The 13,798-nt window shown below is 37.7% G+C and carries 15 protein-coding genes; 10 read left to right on the plus strand and 5 right to left on the minus strand.

The genetic code is table 11. The features are described from left to right. Nucleotides 1-106: 106 nt before the first annotated feature. The 9 genes from gldC to ACYVM0_RS23270 all read left to right on the plus strand — a co-directional run bounded on the left by gldC (nt 107) and on the right by ACYVM0_RS23270 (nt 8,481). Complete coding sequence (gldC, locus tag ACYVM0_RS23230; RefSeq protein WP_430987967.1) at nt 107-451, plus strand: gliding motility protein GldC; 345 nt, start codon at nt 107-109, stop codon at nt 449-451. A 132-nt stretch (nt 452-583) separates the two neighbouring features. Further along, complete coding sequence (locus ACYVM0_RS23235; RefSeq protein WP_460561162.1) at nt 584-1,036, plus strand: GatB/YqeY domain-containing protein; 453 nt, start codon at nt 584-586, stop codon at nt 1,034-1,036. Nucleotides 1,037-1,132: 96 nt separating this feature from the next. Further along, nucleotides 1,133-1,669 carry a CvpA family protein gene (locus ACYVM0_RS23240; RefSeq protein WP_460561164.1) on the plus strand — a complete coding sequence of 179 codons (537 nt, stop codon included), beginning with the start codon at nt 1,133-1,135 and terminating at the stop codon, nt 1,667-1,669. A gap of 77 nt (nt 1,670-1,746) precedes the next feature. Beyond that, nucleotides 1,747-2,523 carry an alpha/beta fold hydrolase gene (locus ACYVM0_RS23245; protein WP_460561166.1) on the plus strand — a complete coding sequence of 259 codons (777 nt, stop codon included), beginning with the start codon at nt 1,747-1,749 and terminating at the stop codon, nt 2,521-2,523. A gap of 82 nt (nt 2,524-2,605) precedes the next feature. After that, nucleotides 2,606-3,268 carry a CBS domain-containing protein gene (locus ACYVM0_RS23250; protein WP_460561168.1) on the plus strand — a complete coding sequence of 221 codons (663 nt, stop codon included), beginning with the start codon at nt 2,606-2,608 and terminating at the stop codon, nt 3,266-3,268. 187 nt (nt 3,269-3,455) lie between these two features. Then, the gene (locus ACYVM0_RS23255) at nt 3,456-4,805 is read left to right on the plus strand and encodes a BamA/TamA family outer membrane protein (RefSeq protein WP_460561170.1); all 1,350 of its coding nucleotides are present in this window, start codon (nt 3,456-3,458) and stop codon (nt 4,803-4,805) included. Between the two features lie 82 nt (nt 4,806-4,887). Continuing rightward, nucleotides 4,888-5,766, plus strand: coding sequence for a diacylglycerol kinase catalytic domain-containing protein (locus tag ACYVM0_RS23260; RefSeq protein WP_460561172.1), 879 nt, complete (start codon nt 4,888-4,890; stop codon nt 5,764-5,766). Nucleotides 5,767-6,786: 1,020 nt separating this feature from the next. Beyond that, a complete protein-coding gene (locus ACYVM0_RS23265; protein ID WP_460561174.1) occupies nt 6,787-7,773 on the plus strand; it encodes a sensor histidine kinase in 987 nt (328 codons plus the stop codon). 3 nt (nt 7,774-7,776) lie between these two features. After that, nucleotides 7,777-8,481, plus strand: coding sequence for a response regulator transcription factor (locus ACYVM0_RS23270; RefSeq protein ID WP_460561176.1), 705 nt, complete (start codon nt 7,777-7,779; stop codon nt 8,479-8,481). On the opposite strand, the gene ACYVM0_RS23275 is transcribed toward ACYVM0_RS23270, so the two are convergent. Together ACYVM0_RS23275 and ACYVM0_RS23280 are read right to left on the minus strand one after the other, a co-directional pair. Then, nucleotides 8,478-10,376, minus strand: coding sequence for a BatD family protein (locus ACYVM0_RS23275; protein WP_460561178.1), 1,899 nt, complete (start codon nt 10,374-10,376; stop codon nt 8,478-8,480). The two genes, ACYVM0_RS23270 and ACYVM0_RS23275, sit on opposite strands and share 4 nt — an antisense overlap. Nucleotides 10,377-10,551: 175 nt before the next feature. Further along, nucleotides 10,552-11,247, minus strand: coding sequence for an SDR family NAD(P)-dependent oxidoreductase (locus ACYVM0_RS23280; protein ID WP_460561180.1), 696 nt, complete (start codon nt 11,245-11,247; stop codon nt 10,552-10,554). A 62-nt stretch (nt 11,248-11,309) separates the two neighbouring features. Here ACYVM0_RS23280 and ACYVM0_RS23285 point away from each other — a divergent pair, with 62 nt between their 5' ends. After that, nucleotides 11,310-12,005: an HAD family hydrolase gene (locus ACYVM0_RS23285; RefSeq protein WP_460561182.1), complete on the plus strand. Its 696-nt coding sequence runs from the start codon at nt 11,310-11,312 to the stop codon at nt 12,003-12,005. Nucleotides 12,006-12,080: 75 nt separating this feature from the next. On the opposite strand, the gene ACYVM0_RS23290 is transcribed toward ACYVM0_RS23285, so the two are convergent. From ACYVM0_RS23290 to ACYVM0_RS23300, 3 genes are all read right to left on the minus strand, one after another. After that, nucleotides 12,081-12,254, minus strand: a complete 174-nt coding sequence (locus tag ACYVM0_RS23290; protein WP_460561184.1) for a hypothetical protein — start codon at nt 12,252-12,254, stop codon at nt 12,081-12,083. A 72-nt stretch (nt 12,255-12,326) separates the two neighbouring features. Continuing rightward, nucleotides 12,327-12,983, minus strand: coding sequence for a phosphatidylserine decarboxylase (locus ACYVM0_RS23295; protein WP_460561186.1), 657 nt, complete (start codon nt 12,981-12,983; stop codon nt 12,327-12,329). Nucleotides 12,984-13,079: 96 nt separating this feature from the next. Continuing rightward, nucleotides 13,080-13,796 carry a phosphatidate cytidylyltransferase gene (locus tag ACYVM0_RS23300; RefSeq protein WP_460561188.1) on the minus strand — a complete coding sequence of 239 codons (717 nt, stop codon included), beginning with the start codon at nt 13,794-13,796 and terminating at the stop codon, nt 13,080-13,082. Between the last annotated feature and the right edge of the window lie 2 nt (nt 13,797-13,798).

Genomic DNA, 13,798 nt, shown 5'->3' on the forward strand with positions numbered 1-13,798 from the left:
GCCATGCGCAAGCTCAATAAAACTCCCGCCTGTTCTTTTTCATAAACCAGTTAACTTTGCAACCGATAAAAAGCTCAGTTAATCACGAAATCAGTTATTACAATTTATGAATCAATCAAGTATAAAAATTGACATCTTACTGGACCCGAATAAAGTTCCGGAACAAATCAGCTGGGTGGCCAGCGACAGTGCAGCAGATATGGCTCAAAAAGCAAAAGCAATGTCGGTGGCATTTTGGGATGGCGCTGATAAAACGGCCTTACGTATTGATCTTTGGACCAAAGACATGATGGTGGATGAAATGGCCGACTTTTATTACCAGATGCTGATGGGTATGGCAGATAGTTTTAAAAGAGCCACGCAACAACAGGAAATGAGTGACGACATGAAAAAGTTTGCGAAGTCATTCTTTGAAAAATTCAGGGCATCGCAGATAAAAGAGAACAAGTAAATAAATGCAAGGGGGAAGCCGCAAGGGGAAAAGCGGCAAGGGAGAGCAAGAGCGTTTAACCAGCATGCTTACCCCTTGAAGCTTATAACTTGAGGCTTATACATTCACTAACAATTTTAAAAGATACCAACAATGGCATTAGAACAACAAATAATGGCTGAGATGAAAGAAGCCATGAAAGCAAAAGACGAAGCAACATTACGTGGCTTAAGGGCTATTAAAGCCGAAATTATAAAAGCCAAAACTGAGCCCGGTGCCGGTGGCGAAATTGATGAAGCAACAGAACAAAAGTTTTTGCAAAAAATGATGAAGCAACGCAGGGATAGCCTGGAAATTTTTGAAAAGCAGGGCCGTGCCGATTTAGCAGCTAAAGAAAAAGAAGAAATGGCGATCATCGAAAAATTTTTGCCCAAACAATTAAGCGAAGCAGAAATAAAAACGGCTATTGAAAAAATAATTGCAGAAACAGGCGCCGCCTCTCCTGCCGACATGGGTAAAGTAATGGGTGTTGCCAGCAAACAATTAGCCGGCCTGGCTGATGGAAAAACCATCAGTAGTATTGTAAAAGAATTACTGGCTAAATAAGGATTTTTGATTTGTGATGTATGATATCGGATGTATTACAACCTGTGTAATCAGAAAAAAATCATCAATCTAAAATCCGCGATCTAAAATCTCTTTATGGTTGATATTGTTTTTGCTATACTGATGGTACTGGCCTGTATAAAAGGCTATCAAAAAGGGTTGATCATTGCACTTTTTTCTATCGTTGCATTTATAATCGGCCTTGCGGCAGCATTAAAATTTTCAAGCATAGTAGCAGGTTGGCTGGGAAAAAATGCAAAAATTACTGCCCAGTGGCTGCCATTTTTATCTTTTGCCATTGTATTTCTTGCAGTAGTATTGCTGGTAAACTGGGGTGGCAAGCTTATTGAAAAAACTTTTCAGATGGCTTTGCTGGGCTGGGTAAATCGCCTTGGCGGCATTGTTTTTTATGCGGCTTTATATATTATCATTTTCAGTATTTTTTTATTTTACGCAGAAAATATTCATTTGATAAAACCCGAAACCATACAGGCCTCGCAAACCTATAGTTTTGTGCAGCCATGGGGACCGGTAGTGATCAATAATTTTGGAAAAGTGATTCCTGTTTTTAAAGATATGTTTACCGACCTGGAAACATTTTTCGGCTCTATCAGTAACAAAATGCAGCATTAATTTTAAAGCTTATCTTATTTAACGTATTTTGCAGTTCCTGATACAACCTAACAATCAGAAAACCATTTAACTAATCGATGAGTTACGAAATAAAACAAGACGGCAAGTTTAAATTTATTGAGGAAGGGGAAGGTGAGCCGCTGATGCTGTTACACGGTTTATTTGGTGCACTTAGTAACTTTGCCGACCTGATAGAACATTTTAGAAAAACCAATAAAGTAGTGGTACCATTACTGCCATTGCTGGAACTTGATTTGCTGCATACTTCCGTGGGTGGTTTACAAAAATTTGTGGCCCGTTTTATAGAACACCGCAACTACAATAATATTCATTTATTGGGTAATTCGCTCGGTGGTCATGTAGGCCTGGTATATGTTTTAAAACATCCCGAAAGAGTAAAATCATTGATCTTAACCGGCAGTTCGGGCTTATTTGAAAATGGAATGGGCGATAGTTATCCCAAACGTGGCGATAAAGAATATATTCGTAAAAAAACGCAACTTACTTTTTATAACCCTGAATTAGCTACAGAAGACCTGGTGGATGAAGTTTTTGAGATCACCAATAACCGATTAAAAGTGATCAAGATTATTGCATTGGCAAAAAGTGCCATCCGTAATAATTTAGGCGAAGAATTAAGGGAAATAAAACAACCTACCTGCCTCATATGGGGTAATAATGATACGATCACTCCGCCATTTGTAGGAAAAGAATTCAACCGCTTAATCCCTAACAGCGAACTACACTTTGTAGATAAATGCGGCCATGCGCCGATGATGGAAGTACCCGGTGAGTTCAATACTATCCTGGATGGTTTTCTCAATAAATTAAAAACTCCTGCTGCAACAGTTTAACAAATTTTAGTGTCTGTATAATATTCATAACCGCCGTTCGTTATCTTTTATTAGTAAACCTGCGCAAACCACAAATACAGCAATGCTAACCGTAGAACTCATTAATAATAATATTCCCCGCCTTAAACTGCAGGATACCGTAAGTAAAGCCTTACAGTTGATTAATGATTTTCGTGTTACGCATTTACCTGTTGTTTCAGATGATAAATACCTGGGCTTGATCAGCGAAGAAGACCTGCTGGATGCGGAAGAAGAAAAAATGCCTATTGAATTAATGCAGGAAACATTTATTGATGCTGCAGTAAGAGACAATGAGCATTTTCTGACTGCAGTTAATTTTTGTAACCAGCATGATTCATCTGTAGTACCGGTTATTAATGAAGAAAGAGAATTAGCAGGAGTAATTACCAATACCGACCTTTTAAAAGCGTTGGGCAATTTTGCAGGCACCAATGAAATCGGCGGTATCATTGTTTTAGAAATGGAACGCAGCCAGTTTGCTATATCAGAGATCAGCCGTATTGTGGAAAGTAACGATGCTACGATACTGCATTTAAATACTACTGTTCATCCCGAAACAGGTATGTTAACCGTTTCTATTCATACCAATAAAAAAGAGATCGCTTCTATTGTAGCTACTTTTGAAAGATATGATTATGATGTGATCTATTATTTTGGCAATGAAAATTTTGAAAACGAAATACATACCAATTACCGCCACCTGATGAACTATCTTGATATTTAGTTGTTGATCAAGCCTGGTTTAATTTCCCCGAAATCATTAATTTTTACTCATCGCATTTTTATTATGATGTAACGAAGCAATGCTAAGCCACAAAAAAATATTGAATTGTGTCCTATTGCTTTTCTCCTTCTTTATTGCAAAATCCCAAAATCAAAACACTGCAATTCTCAACAGTGCTGTAAAACCAATGCAGGATTCTTCTGCCAGGCTTTGTATAAAAGATATCATTGTAAAAGGCAACAAAAGAACAAAAGCATACATCATACTTCGTGAGATACAATTTCAAAAAGGCGATTCGGTTGTAATAGCCACATTAAATAAAGAGCTGGAGCAGGCCCGGCAACAGGTATACAATACCACTTTGTTTACCGAAGTAAAATTTGACCTGGCGGTACTCTCTGCGTACGATGTTGCAGTAACCGTAACCGTAAGGGAACGTTGGTATATTTATCCTGTGCCGCAGTTTAAACCTGTAGACAGAAATTTTAATGAATGGATAAAGACTTATAATGCCAGTTTAAAAAGAGTGAACTACGGATTAAAGTTTGTGCATTATAATTTAAGCGGCAGAAGAGACCAGCTGCGACTCTATTTCCTCACCGGCTTCAGCAGGGATTTTTCTTTCAGCTATAATGCACCTTACAGTAATTCCAAACTTACAGAAGGTTTTGTAGTGAGTGCCGGCTACTCACAAAAAAAAGAAATTCCTTATAAAACAACTTATACCGATAGCCTTTTATTTTACACTTCCGATTCGCTGCGAAGTATATTTGTAGGCAGTACTTTTTATGTTTCCGCAGGCTATGCTATACGCAGAGGTTTTTTTAACAAACATATTTTTAATGCCGGTTTCTCCCGCTTAACTGTAAGCGACAGTATTTTATTACCCAAAAACAATCCTTATTATTTTAATACCGGCAAAGCGTCGGCCAATGTTTTTGAAATGGCTTATACATTTCAGCATGTGCATGTAAATAATGTGTTGTATGCCACAAAAGGTAAGACTGCATTTATTGGTATATCAAAAAGAGGCTTGGGTTTTACGGGTGGTATTAACGCTTTAACCGTGGAAGCCGGGCTAAATAAATATTACGACCTGGGTAAAAAATGGTACAGCAGTATCCAGCTAAATGGCAAGATACGATTGCCATTGTACCAGGCATATATTAACCAGAGAGGGCTGGGCTATGGCGATAATTATTTACGTGGCTTGGAATACCTTGTGATTGATGGCACTGCAACAGCATTGATCAAATCTACTTTAAAAAAGAAAATAGCAGAATTTAAAATACCACTTCCATTCAAATTAAAATCACTTTCAAGTATACCCTTTACCATTTTTGCAAAAACCTATGCCGACCTTGGTTATGCTTATAATAAGCAAGAGTTTGCCGCCAATTTAAATAACACGCTGTTGTATACCGGCGGTTTTGGTATTGATATCCTCACTTTTTACGATGTAAACCTGCGCTTTGAATACAGTTTTAACCAATTAAACCAAAAGGGACTATTTTTACATACGCAATCGGGCTTTTGATCCTGGTTATGAATGTACCAGACTTAAATCTTTCTTATTTTTAACTAAACCAAAATTCTCCGCCTGCCGGCGGAACAGGGGCATGAAAATAGCAATCTACAGCAGGGGCCTGGAAGAAAACCAGCATAAAGAAATCAATCTTTTATTGCATGAGCTGGAAAAGCATGATGTGGAGCCTGTGTTTTTCCAGGATTTTTTTAATAGCTTTTACTCGGCAGTTAACCTAAAAACCAAATACTCCACTTTCAATTCGTCGGCTGACCTGGATGAAACTATTGATTGTATTATCAGTCTTGGCGGCGATGGCACTTTGCTGGATACCGTAACACTGGTACGTGATAAAGGCACCCCGGTTTTAGGGATCAACTACGGCCGGTTAGGCTTTTTAGCCAACCTTGGCAAAGGAGAATTACAGGTAGCAGTAGAAGCATTGGTAAATCATACTTACGTGATTGATAAAAGAACCATGTTGCATTTAGATGCCAACGTGCCTTTATTCGGCGATGTACCTTATGCATTGAATGAATTTACTTTATTGAAAAAGGATTCTTCATCCATGATCAAGATACATACTTACCTGAACGGAGAATTTTTAAATACCTATTGGGCCGATGGTTTGATAGTGGCCACACCTACAGGTTCTACCGGTTATTCGTTAAGTTGTAACGGGCCTGTGGTTTTTCCGGAGAGTGGTAGTTTTGTAATTACACCGGTAGCACCACATAACCTGAACATAAGGCCCATTGTAGTGCCGGATAACAATATCATTTCTTTTGAAGTGGAAGGCCGCACAGATGGCTTCTTATGCACGCTGGACAGCCGCAGGGAATTTGTTACCAAAGAAATTCAACTGGCAGTAAGAAAAGAAGAATTCGGTATCAACCTTATCCGCCTGAATGAAAACAATTTTTTACAAACGTTGCGGAATAAACTGAGCTGGGGGTTGGATGTGAGGAATTGATGAACTGCTTACTTACAAAAAATACCCGTATCTGGTTATTTTATACAATTATTCAACTTCATTTTTAACCTTGTTCCTTATCGCTTCTGGTGGTGCAAGTGCTGAAAATTTTCGTGATTCATTATCCAAGTTTAACCCTCCAACCTGCTGCTAAATCCTAGCAAAGGCTTTTTTCAATTCTTTTCTTGAATTGAATCTGAGCTATCATTTATAGACCTAATTATATATGGAATAAAAAAAGTGCTCCAACCTAAAAGAAGTGTACGTAATACAAACTTGATTTTTATTAAATCAATTACCCTTGCAGCAAAACTCCTAAAAAACGTTACAACTAATAAGTAGATGCAAAGGCAAAAAAAGCCTAAAAAAACAAGCCTGGTATTTTTATTTTTCGAAATTTTATAAAATATAATCAGGTATAAGAAAAGGGTAATGATAACAATTATTATAGAAAAAAAAATATCCTCCTTAAAATCTGGTTTTCGTACATAGCTATTTCGAAGTTCTTCAATTGTAGCCTTAGAGTATTCAAAATAACTTATTGCGTATGTAGTTAGTCCATGTACTAAGATGACAAGAATAATTAAAAACAAAACATAAATAAAGGAATATTTTTTGTCAATGCTTAGCATCCTAATTTTATTTTTAATTGTTCCCAGGTTTGAAACCCTTTTAAAAATTGATCAACTTCATTCCAGTCAGGCCTGGCTTTTATTTCTGGTGTAGAGTAAAATGAAGCTTACCCGCCTTGATTAATTATAAATTGATAGCAAATGTTTCCAGATTTGGTGTCGTCTCAAAGACTTATATGCACTCCAAATGGTTGCAAATAACAATAAAACAATTACTACATAGTAAAATTATTATCAACCATATACAAAACATTTACCTTATTTTTATATAGACAATTGCTATCGCAGGGTTTTAAATAAATGCTTAAGAAGTGTTCGTTAAGATGCTAATTTTATTATTTCCTGAAACTTACCTTCGCCTTTTTAGGCATTAACTTTACAATCTACTATGCCCAACAAAACAAAAAAAATTCGCTACATCTTTTTTATTTACTGGTTTTTACTGGCCTATATAATTGCAGCATTAATATGGTGGTTTATTTCTTTAAACCGCCAGAATGAACAAATGACCAATTTTGAATTGCGGCAATTAAATAGTACTCACCCACAATACACACAACAGGTTGAGAATATTCAACAAATACAAAAAAGAAAAACCGCACAATACATCGGGGAAGGGGTTACATTTTTTTTACTGATTGCAGCCGGAGCAGCATTTGTATTCCGTGCGGTACAAAGGCAATTGCAATTTAGTATGGAGCAACAGAATTTTATGATGGCATTGACACATGAATTAAAAACACCTATTGCTGTAACCAAACTTAACCTGGAAACTTTACAAAAAAGAAAACTGGAAGAATCGCAACAACAACGATTAATCCAAACCACTTTACAGGAAGCCAACCGTATGAATTCTTTGTGCAACAATATGCTGCTATCTTCTCAGATTGAAGCCAGTGGTTTCCGCATCAGCAACGAAGAAATTAATTTCAGCGACTTAGTGGCCAACTGCGTACAGGATTTTATTACCCGCTATCCGCAACGTAATATTACTACTTCCATTACAAAAGAAATATTTACTGATGGCGATCAGCTATTATTACAAATGGCTGTAAATAACCTGGTAGAAAACGCTGTTAAATATGCTCCTAAAGAAACTGCTATAGAAGTTACTGTAACAGAAGAAAAAAACAATATTATTTTGCAGGTAAAAGATGAAGGAAAAGGCATTGCCGATGAGGAGAAGAAAAAAGTATTTCATAAATTTTACCGCATAGGTAATGCGGCTACCAAGGGCGCTAAAGGAACCGGGTTGGGGCTATACCTCACCCGAAGAATCTTGCATCAGCATAATGGTAACATTTCTGTGACAGATAATTTTCCCACAGGAAGTATTTTTACAGTTAACTTACAGTCGTCTGTTCAAAAAAATTAAACATTGGATAAAAAATTTTCTATACTGTTGGTGGAAGATGAAGAGAATCTTCATGAAGCATTGAAGCTGAACCTTGAATTAGACGGGTACGAAGTAACCGGTGCTTACGATGGTGCAGAAGCGTTGAAAGTGGTGCAACAGGAATACTTTAACCTTATCATTCTTGATGTGATGTTGCCCGAAATAGATGGCTTTACGGTTTGCGAAACTGTACGTTTACAAAACCCTGATATTCCCATTTTAATATTAAGCGCCAAAAGCAGCAGTGCCGACAGGATACTGGGCCTTAAAAAAGGTGCTGATGATTATTTAACCAAACCCTTTAACCTGGAAGAACTTTTATTACGGGTAAGTAAACTCATTAAAAAAAGTGAACGCCTGAATTCAAAAGAGCCATTACCTGAAGTATACCAGTTTGGTGATAATAAAATTGATTTTAAAGCACTGGAAGGTTTTTCAAAAACGCAGCAAAAAATCCCGCTTACAAAAAAAGAAGCGATGCTTTTAAAACTGCTTATCGAAAATAAAAACGAAGTAGTAACAAGAGAAAAAATTCTGCAGGCAGTGTGGGGTTATAATGTTTATCCCACTACCAGAACCATTGATAATTTCATCCTCAACTTTCGCAAGTATTTTGAAGCAGATAGCCGCAATCCCCGGTATTTTCATTCGGTGAGAGGCATTGGCTATAAATTCACTGACGATTAATTTTTATAGGTATCCAGCAGTTGTATAATAGCCGCCGTACTATCATACAGTTCCTGCATTTTTTCTTTTTCCGGAAATGGAGTATACAACTGCAGTTCAATATCATTCATCAGTTGCTGTAATTGTAAAGTAGTACCTACGGCAATATTCTTTTTGTCCAGCTCTTCATTAATATTCTTTTTATTAATGGTTTCTACCGGCAATTGTAATTTTTTAGAGAGATAACTCCTTAATGCAAAATTCAATTCATTGTAAAATGCAGTGCTGTCTGCCACTAACAATTCATGTGCTTTTTCCAGCCAGTTTTTTTCTTCTACAACCAGGCTGGCCGCTATTTTTTCTTCTGCTGCTTTTACAGCATCTGCCTTGGCTTTTTCTTCGGCCATTACGGCTTCTTTTTTAGTATCCCGTTTTACCCAGAATAATAATCCGCAGATGATCAATACTGCCACAGTACTTATCACCCATCTCCTGTTGCTGATGAATTTATTAAAAAAACCATCTTCCCCGGATTTGGTATCGGTAATAACAGTTGCTGCTTTTTTCCCGGTGCCTTTTGCAACCGTAAATGAAATTGGTTTGGTAGAATCAGTTTTATATTTCCCTTCCTTTGCATCAAAATAACTGAACTTAACAGCAGGTAACGTATAGTTGCCCGGTGCTTCAACAGTAAAAGAATAATCAATAATTTTTCTGCCACTTACCGGTACGCTTGTTTTTAAAAAATCATCAGTTGCAGATGGTTCAAAGGCTTCAAACCCCTGCGGCCATTGTATTTCGGGATTATTCACCAATTGCAGGTTACCCTGCCCGCTGATAATGATCCTTAACTTTCCTGCATCATCAGTTGTAAAGTTATTTTTCTCCAGCATGGCTTCAATTGAAAAATTACCTACTGCTCCCTTAAATGAAGCCGGCACATTTGCCTCAGGTAATGCTTTTACCATAACAAAAGCAGGCTGGCTTTGCAGTGTTACCTTATGATTTTCCATTCCCTCTGCAGGTATGGTAGCTTCTTCAAATTCCCTGAACACATCACTCATTAAATTATTCTGCCTGTTGGCATATTCTTCTTTTATAAACGACACATTGTTTTCAATTTCTGCAGGCTCAAGATCAAGCTTACCCGATTGCAATGGATACAATTGTGCCTTGCGGATCACATACACATTATACTCCCTTCCATTCACCTTTTCTCTTTTATAACTCATATTATCAGGCCGCTGCAGATCAATAACAGAAAAACCATTAAAGGATGGATTTTTCACCAGGTTACTTTCACTTTTTAAGCGGGTGTATAATTTATAGGTAGCAATCACCGGTTCGCCAACATAGCAGGAGGTTTTATCCAGGTCCAGTTTTATGAACATGTTTTTGTTTACCTTATCTGCGGCGTTCTCTCCTTTTTTTAAAATATTGTCCCTGAATGGCGCTTCGGGTGCAGCATCCGCAAAAGGATCTATACCACCAAATGGTGAGCTGAAACTACTGCCGCCGGAATTATTAGCTGCCAATGTGTTGCTTACCTGTATTGAAACGGGATTACTTCTCAGTTCTTTACCATCTGCCTTTGCAGTGGCAGCGCCAATACTAAAATTACCGGGTGATTTTGGTTGCAGCACATAGCTTAAGGCGATAAATTGCTTTACGTCACCATTAACCATCGTCATACCGCTTTCCTGGTTGGGACCACTAACTACAGTAAAATTTTTAAAATTAGGTGGTGTGATCTGTTCCACCTCTCTTGCATTTTCAACAGTAAATTTCACCTGCACCATTTCATTCTTACTTATTTGCGGTGCAGAAACGCTGGCAGAAAATTTTACCTGTGCCACGGCAAACCTGGCGGTACAGAATAAAAGCAGTAAAGTTATTTTTTGTAAAAACGCTTGCATAAGTAAAGGATACAAATTTAGCTGATATAAAACGGTTGTTCCTTATAGAATAAGATGAATGGTTTTAAAAAACTGTTAATATAACTGCTGCGCTGCTATATTTTGCTACAGATTACTCAGATTTTCGCGGATTAAGTACAATTGATTTTATACTTTGTAATAAACCGGGTTGTACTTACAAATCTCCTAATTGCGGCCGCATTACAATTTCTTCCACGCAGGCACCGGCACTCAGTTGCGATGCAGCAAAGATCATTTTGGCCACATCAGCAGCTTCCATAATGCGGTGATTACTGTTATCATAGTTGCCCCAGCTGTCTGTTAAAACAGCACCGGGATATACTGCGGTCACTTTTATGCCATACTCCTTCATTTCTTCCCTTAAATTTTTATTAAAGCCATCCATAGCAAATTTGCTGATGCTGTAAGCCCCGCCATTTTTATAGGCCTGGAAAGATGCGATGGAACAAATGTTGAAAATATGGCCGGCTTTTCTTTTCATCATGGCCGGTAATACCATCCGGGTAAGATGGTAAGCACTGTATACATTCGTTTCCACCTGGCTTTCCAAAGTTCCTTCCGGTTCATTGTATACGCTGCCCGGTTCAAATAAACCTGCATTATTAACCAGTACATCTATTTCAATGCCCTGTTCCAGTATCCACTGCCCAAACGCTTTGGCCTGTTTGCTTAAATCAAAAGCTTTGGCTTTTACAGTTATTGATGGAAAACGGGTCTGCAATTCTTCCATAGCTTTATACAAAGCCACATCGTTACGGCTGCATAAAAAAAGATCGTGGCCGTTAGCGGCAAAAATGGTGGCAATAGCTTTGCCGATTCCTTTTGATGCACCGGTGATTATTACATTCATGGTTAAGTATTAAATATTTCGCTTTTCTTTGCAAATCTACAATCGTAAAGCTACAATCAGTAATGAAGTATAAACACCTTTTTTTCGACCTGGACCATACCCTTTGGGATTTTGACTCGAATGCAAAAGCCACACTTACTGACCTGTATGCTTTGTTTAACCTGGATAATATCGTAGCAGCACCCTTTGAAGATTTTTACAGGAAATATTTATACCACAACGAAATTCTCTGGGATAAATACCACCATGGTTTAATTACTGCCGATGATTTAAAATGGAAAAGAATGTACCGTACTTTACTGGACTTTAAAATTGGTAACGAAGAATTATCCCGGCAATTAAGTGGTAAGTTTTTAGAATTATTACCTACAAAAAAAATACTCTTTCCGCATACTACTGAATTACTGGATTATCTACTGGATAAAAAATATGTACTGCATTTAATTACCAATGGTTTTGAAAAAACCCAATGGAGTAAAATTAATAACAGCGGACTGGCAAAATATTTTACACATATGATCACGTCCGAGGCCAGCAACAGCCTTAAGCCAAAGAAAGAAATTTTTGATTACGCGATGAATAAAGCGGGTGCCGCTTTACAAGAAAGCATTATGATCGGTGATAATTTAGATGCCGATATACAGGGCGCCATCAATGCCGGTATGGATTCTGTTTTTGTAAACCATATCAATGCCACGGCACATATACAACCCACTTACACTATTTATCATTTGAAAGAACTGGAGTCTATATTTTAGTTTAGATGTTTAGGCAGTTGGGCACATAAAAAAACCTCCCCGGTGCGGAGAGGTGTGCAATAATTTTAGCAGCAATTACATAGAGGCTGTTTTCTTGTCTTTGCAGCAAGATTTACCAGCAGTTGCTGTAGATTTTGTGCAGCAGGTTTTTCCTTTAGCACATTTTTTTGATTTCTTTTTACCGTTATCTGCCAAAGCAACACCTGTTACTAACAAAGCAGCAGTAGCTAATAAGAATACTTTTTTCATAATTATGTATTTGATTAATCACAGTAAATGTAGGGCAGATCGGGCAAACAGCCAAGGTGAAACTGTTAAAAATTATAATGTGGCAATTACCGTTACACCGCCTTGCACCACCTGGTTCAGTTCTACGTTGATTTTGGTGCCTACAGGTAACAGAAGATCTACCCTGCTGCCGAATTTAATAAAGCCCATTTCTTCCGTTTGTGCCACTTTTTGCCCCACCTGAAGGTAGTTTACAATGCGTTTGGCCAAAGCGCCGGCAATTTGTTTTACCAGTATTTCAGTGCCGCCTTTTTTAATCACCACGCTATGCCTTTCATTTTCTGTAGATGATTTAGGATTCCAGGCCACTAAATATTTGCCTTTATGGTATTGATTATACACCACTTCGCCACTGATGGGGTTGCGGTTAACGTGTACATTTGCCGGGCTCATAAACACGGATACCTGCAGGCGTTTGGTGTTAAAATATTCAACATCAATAATTTCTTCAATCACCACTACTTTGCCATCTGCAGGAGACACCACCAGGTTTTCGCCAACAGTAAGTTTTCTGGCTGGTATGCGGAAAAAAGAAATTAAAAACAATAATAGAAAAAGTGTGGCGAAAAATATGATCCAGCATAAAACCGGTAAAGAAGCGCTGAAAAAATACAGTGCTGCAAAGTTAATAGCGCCAAAAATTAAAGTACCTATTGCTATGGATTTATATCCTTCTCTGTGAATGGTCATTTTGTTGAATTGAGTTGCAAATATAAAGAGTTTAGCCGTTTAGGGGTTTAGAAGTTTAGGGGTTTAGAAGTTTAGCGATGCAGCGCTGAGAAAATATTACATCAATAATTTTACATACACCCAAACTGCCGGTGCTGCAAATAGCAGGCTGTCAAAGCGATCTAAAAAACCGCCGTGACCGGGCATAATGGCACCGCTGTCTTTTACATTGGCCATGCGTTTCAATTTGCTTTCAAACAGATCGCCGATGGTGCCAAAGATGGCACAGATTGCGGCGATGAATGCCGCATCTTTAACAGGTAATAATTTACTAAAGTAAGCTGCTGTAGCAATTACAACAATACAAAGTATAGCGCCGCCAATAGTTCCTTCCCATGTTTTTTTAGGAGAAATTTTGGAGAAAGGAGTTTTGCCGATTAAAGAACCAACAATGTAGGCCATGGTATCATTTATCCAGATTGAGAAAATAACGGCACAGGGAAGCAAGGTTGAAAATGTAATACTTGTCCATGCAGGCATTGCGAAATGTGCTCCACTTTGATCGATTGATTTATTGTGAACTCCTATACCTAAATTAAGCAATGCCAATATTGGAATGGTAATATAGAACAACCCTCCTAAACAATAAGGCAAGTATTTTTCGCCATAAATCTTCTTCATTAATTTCACAAATTCATACCAGCACCCAAAATGCACAATTGTAAATAAAATTAAAAAACTCCAGAAGTTCCACAACAATCCTGCAAGCATTACTGCAACAAAAACAACTGCTGTTAAAGAACGGGTTTTAAGCGTAGCTATATTTAATGCCATAA

The sequence above is a fragment of the Ferruginibacter profundus genome, from assembly GCF_054783275.1.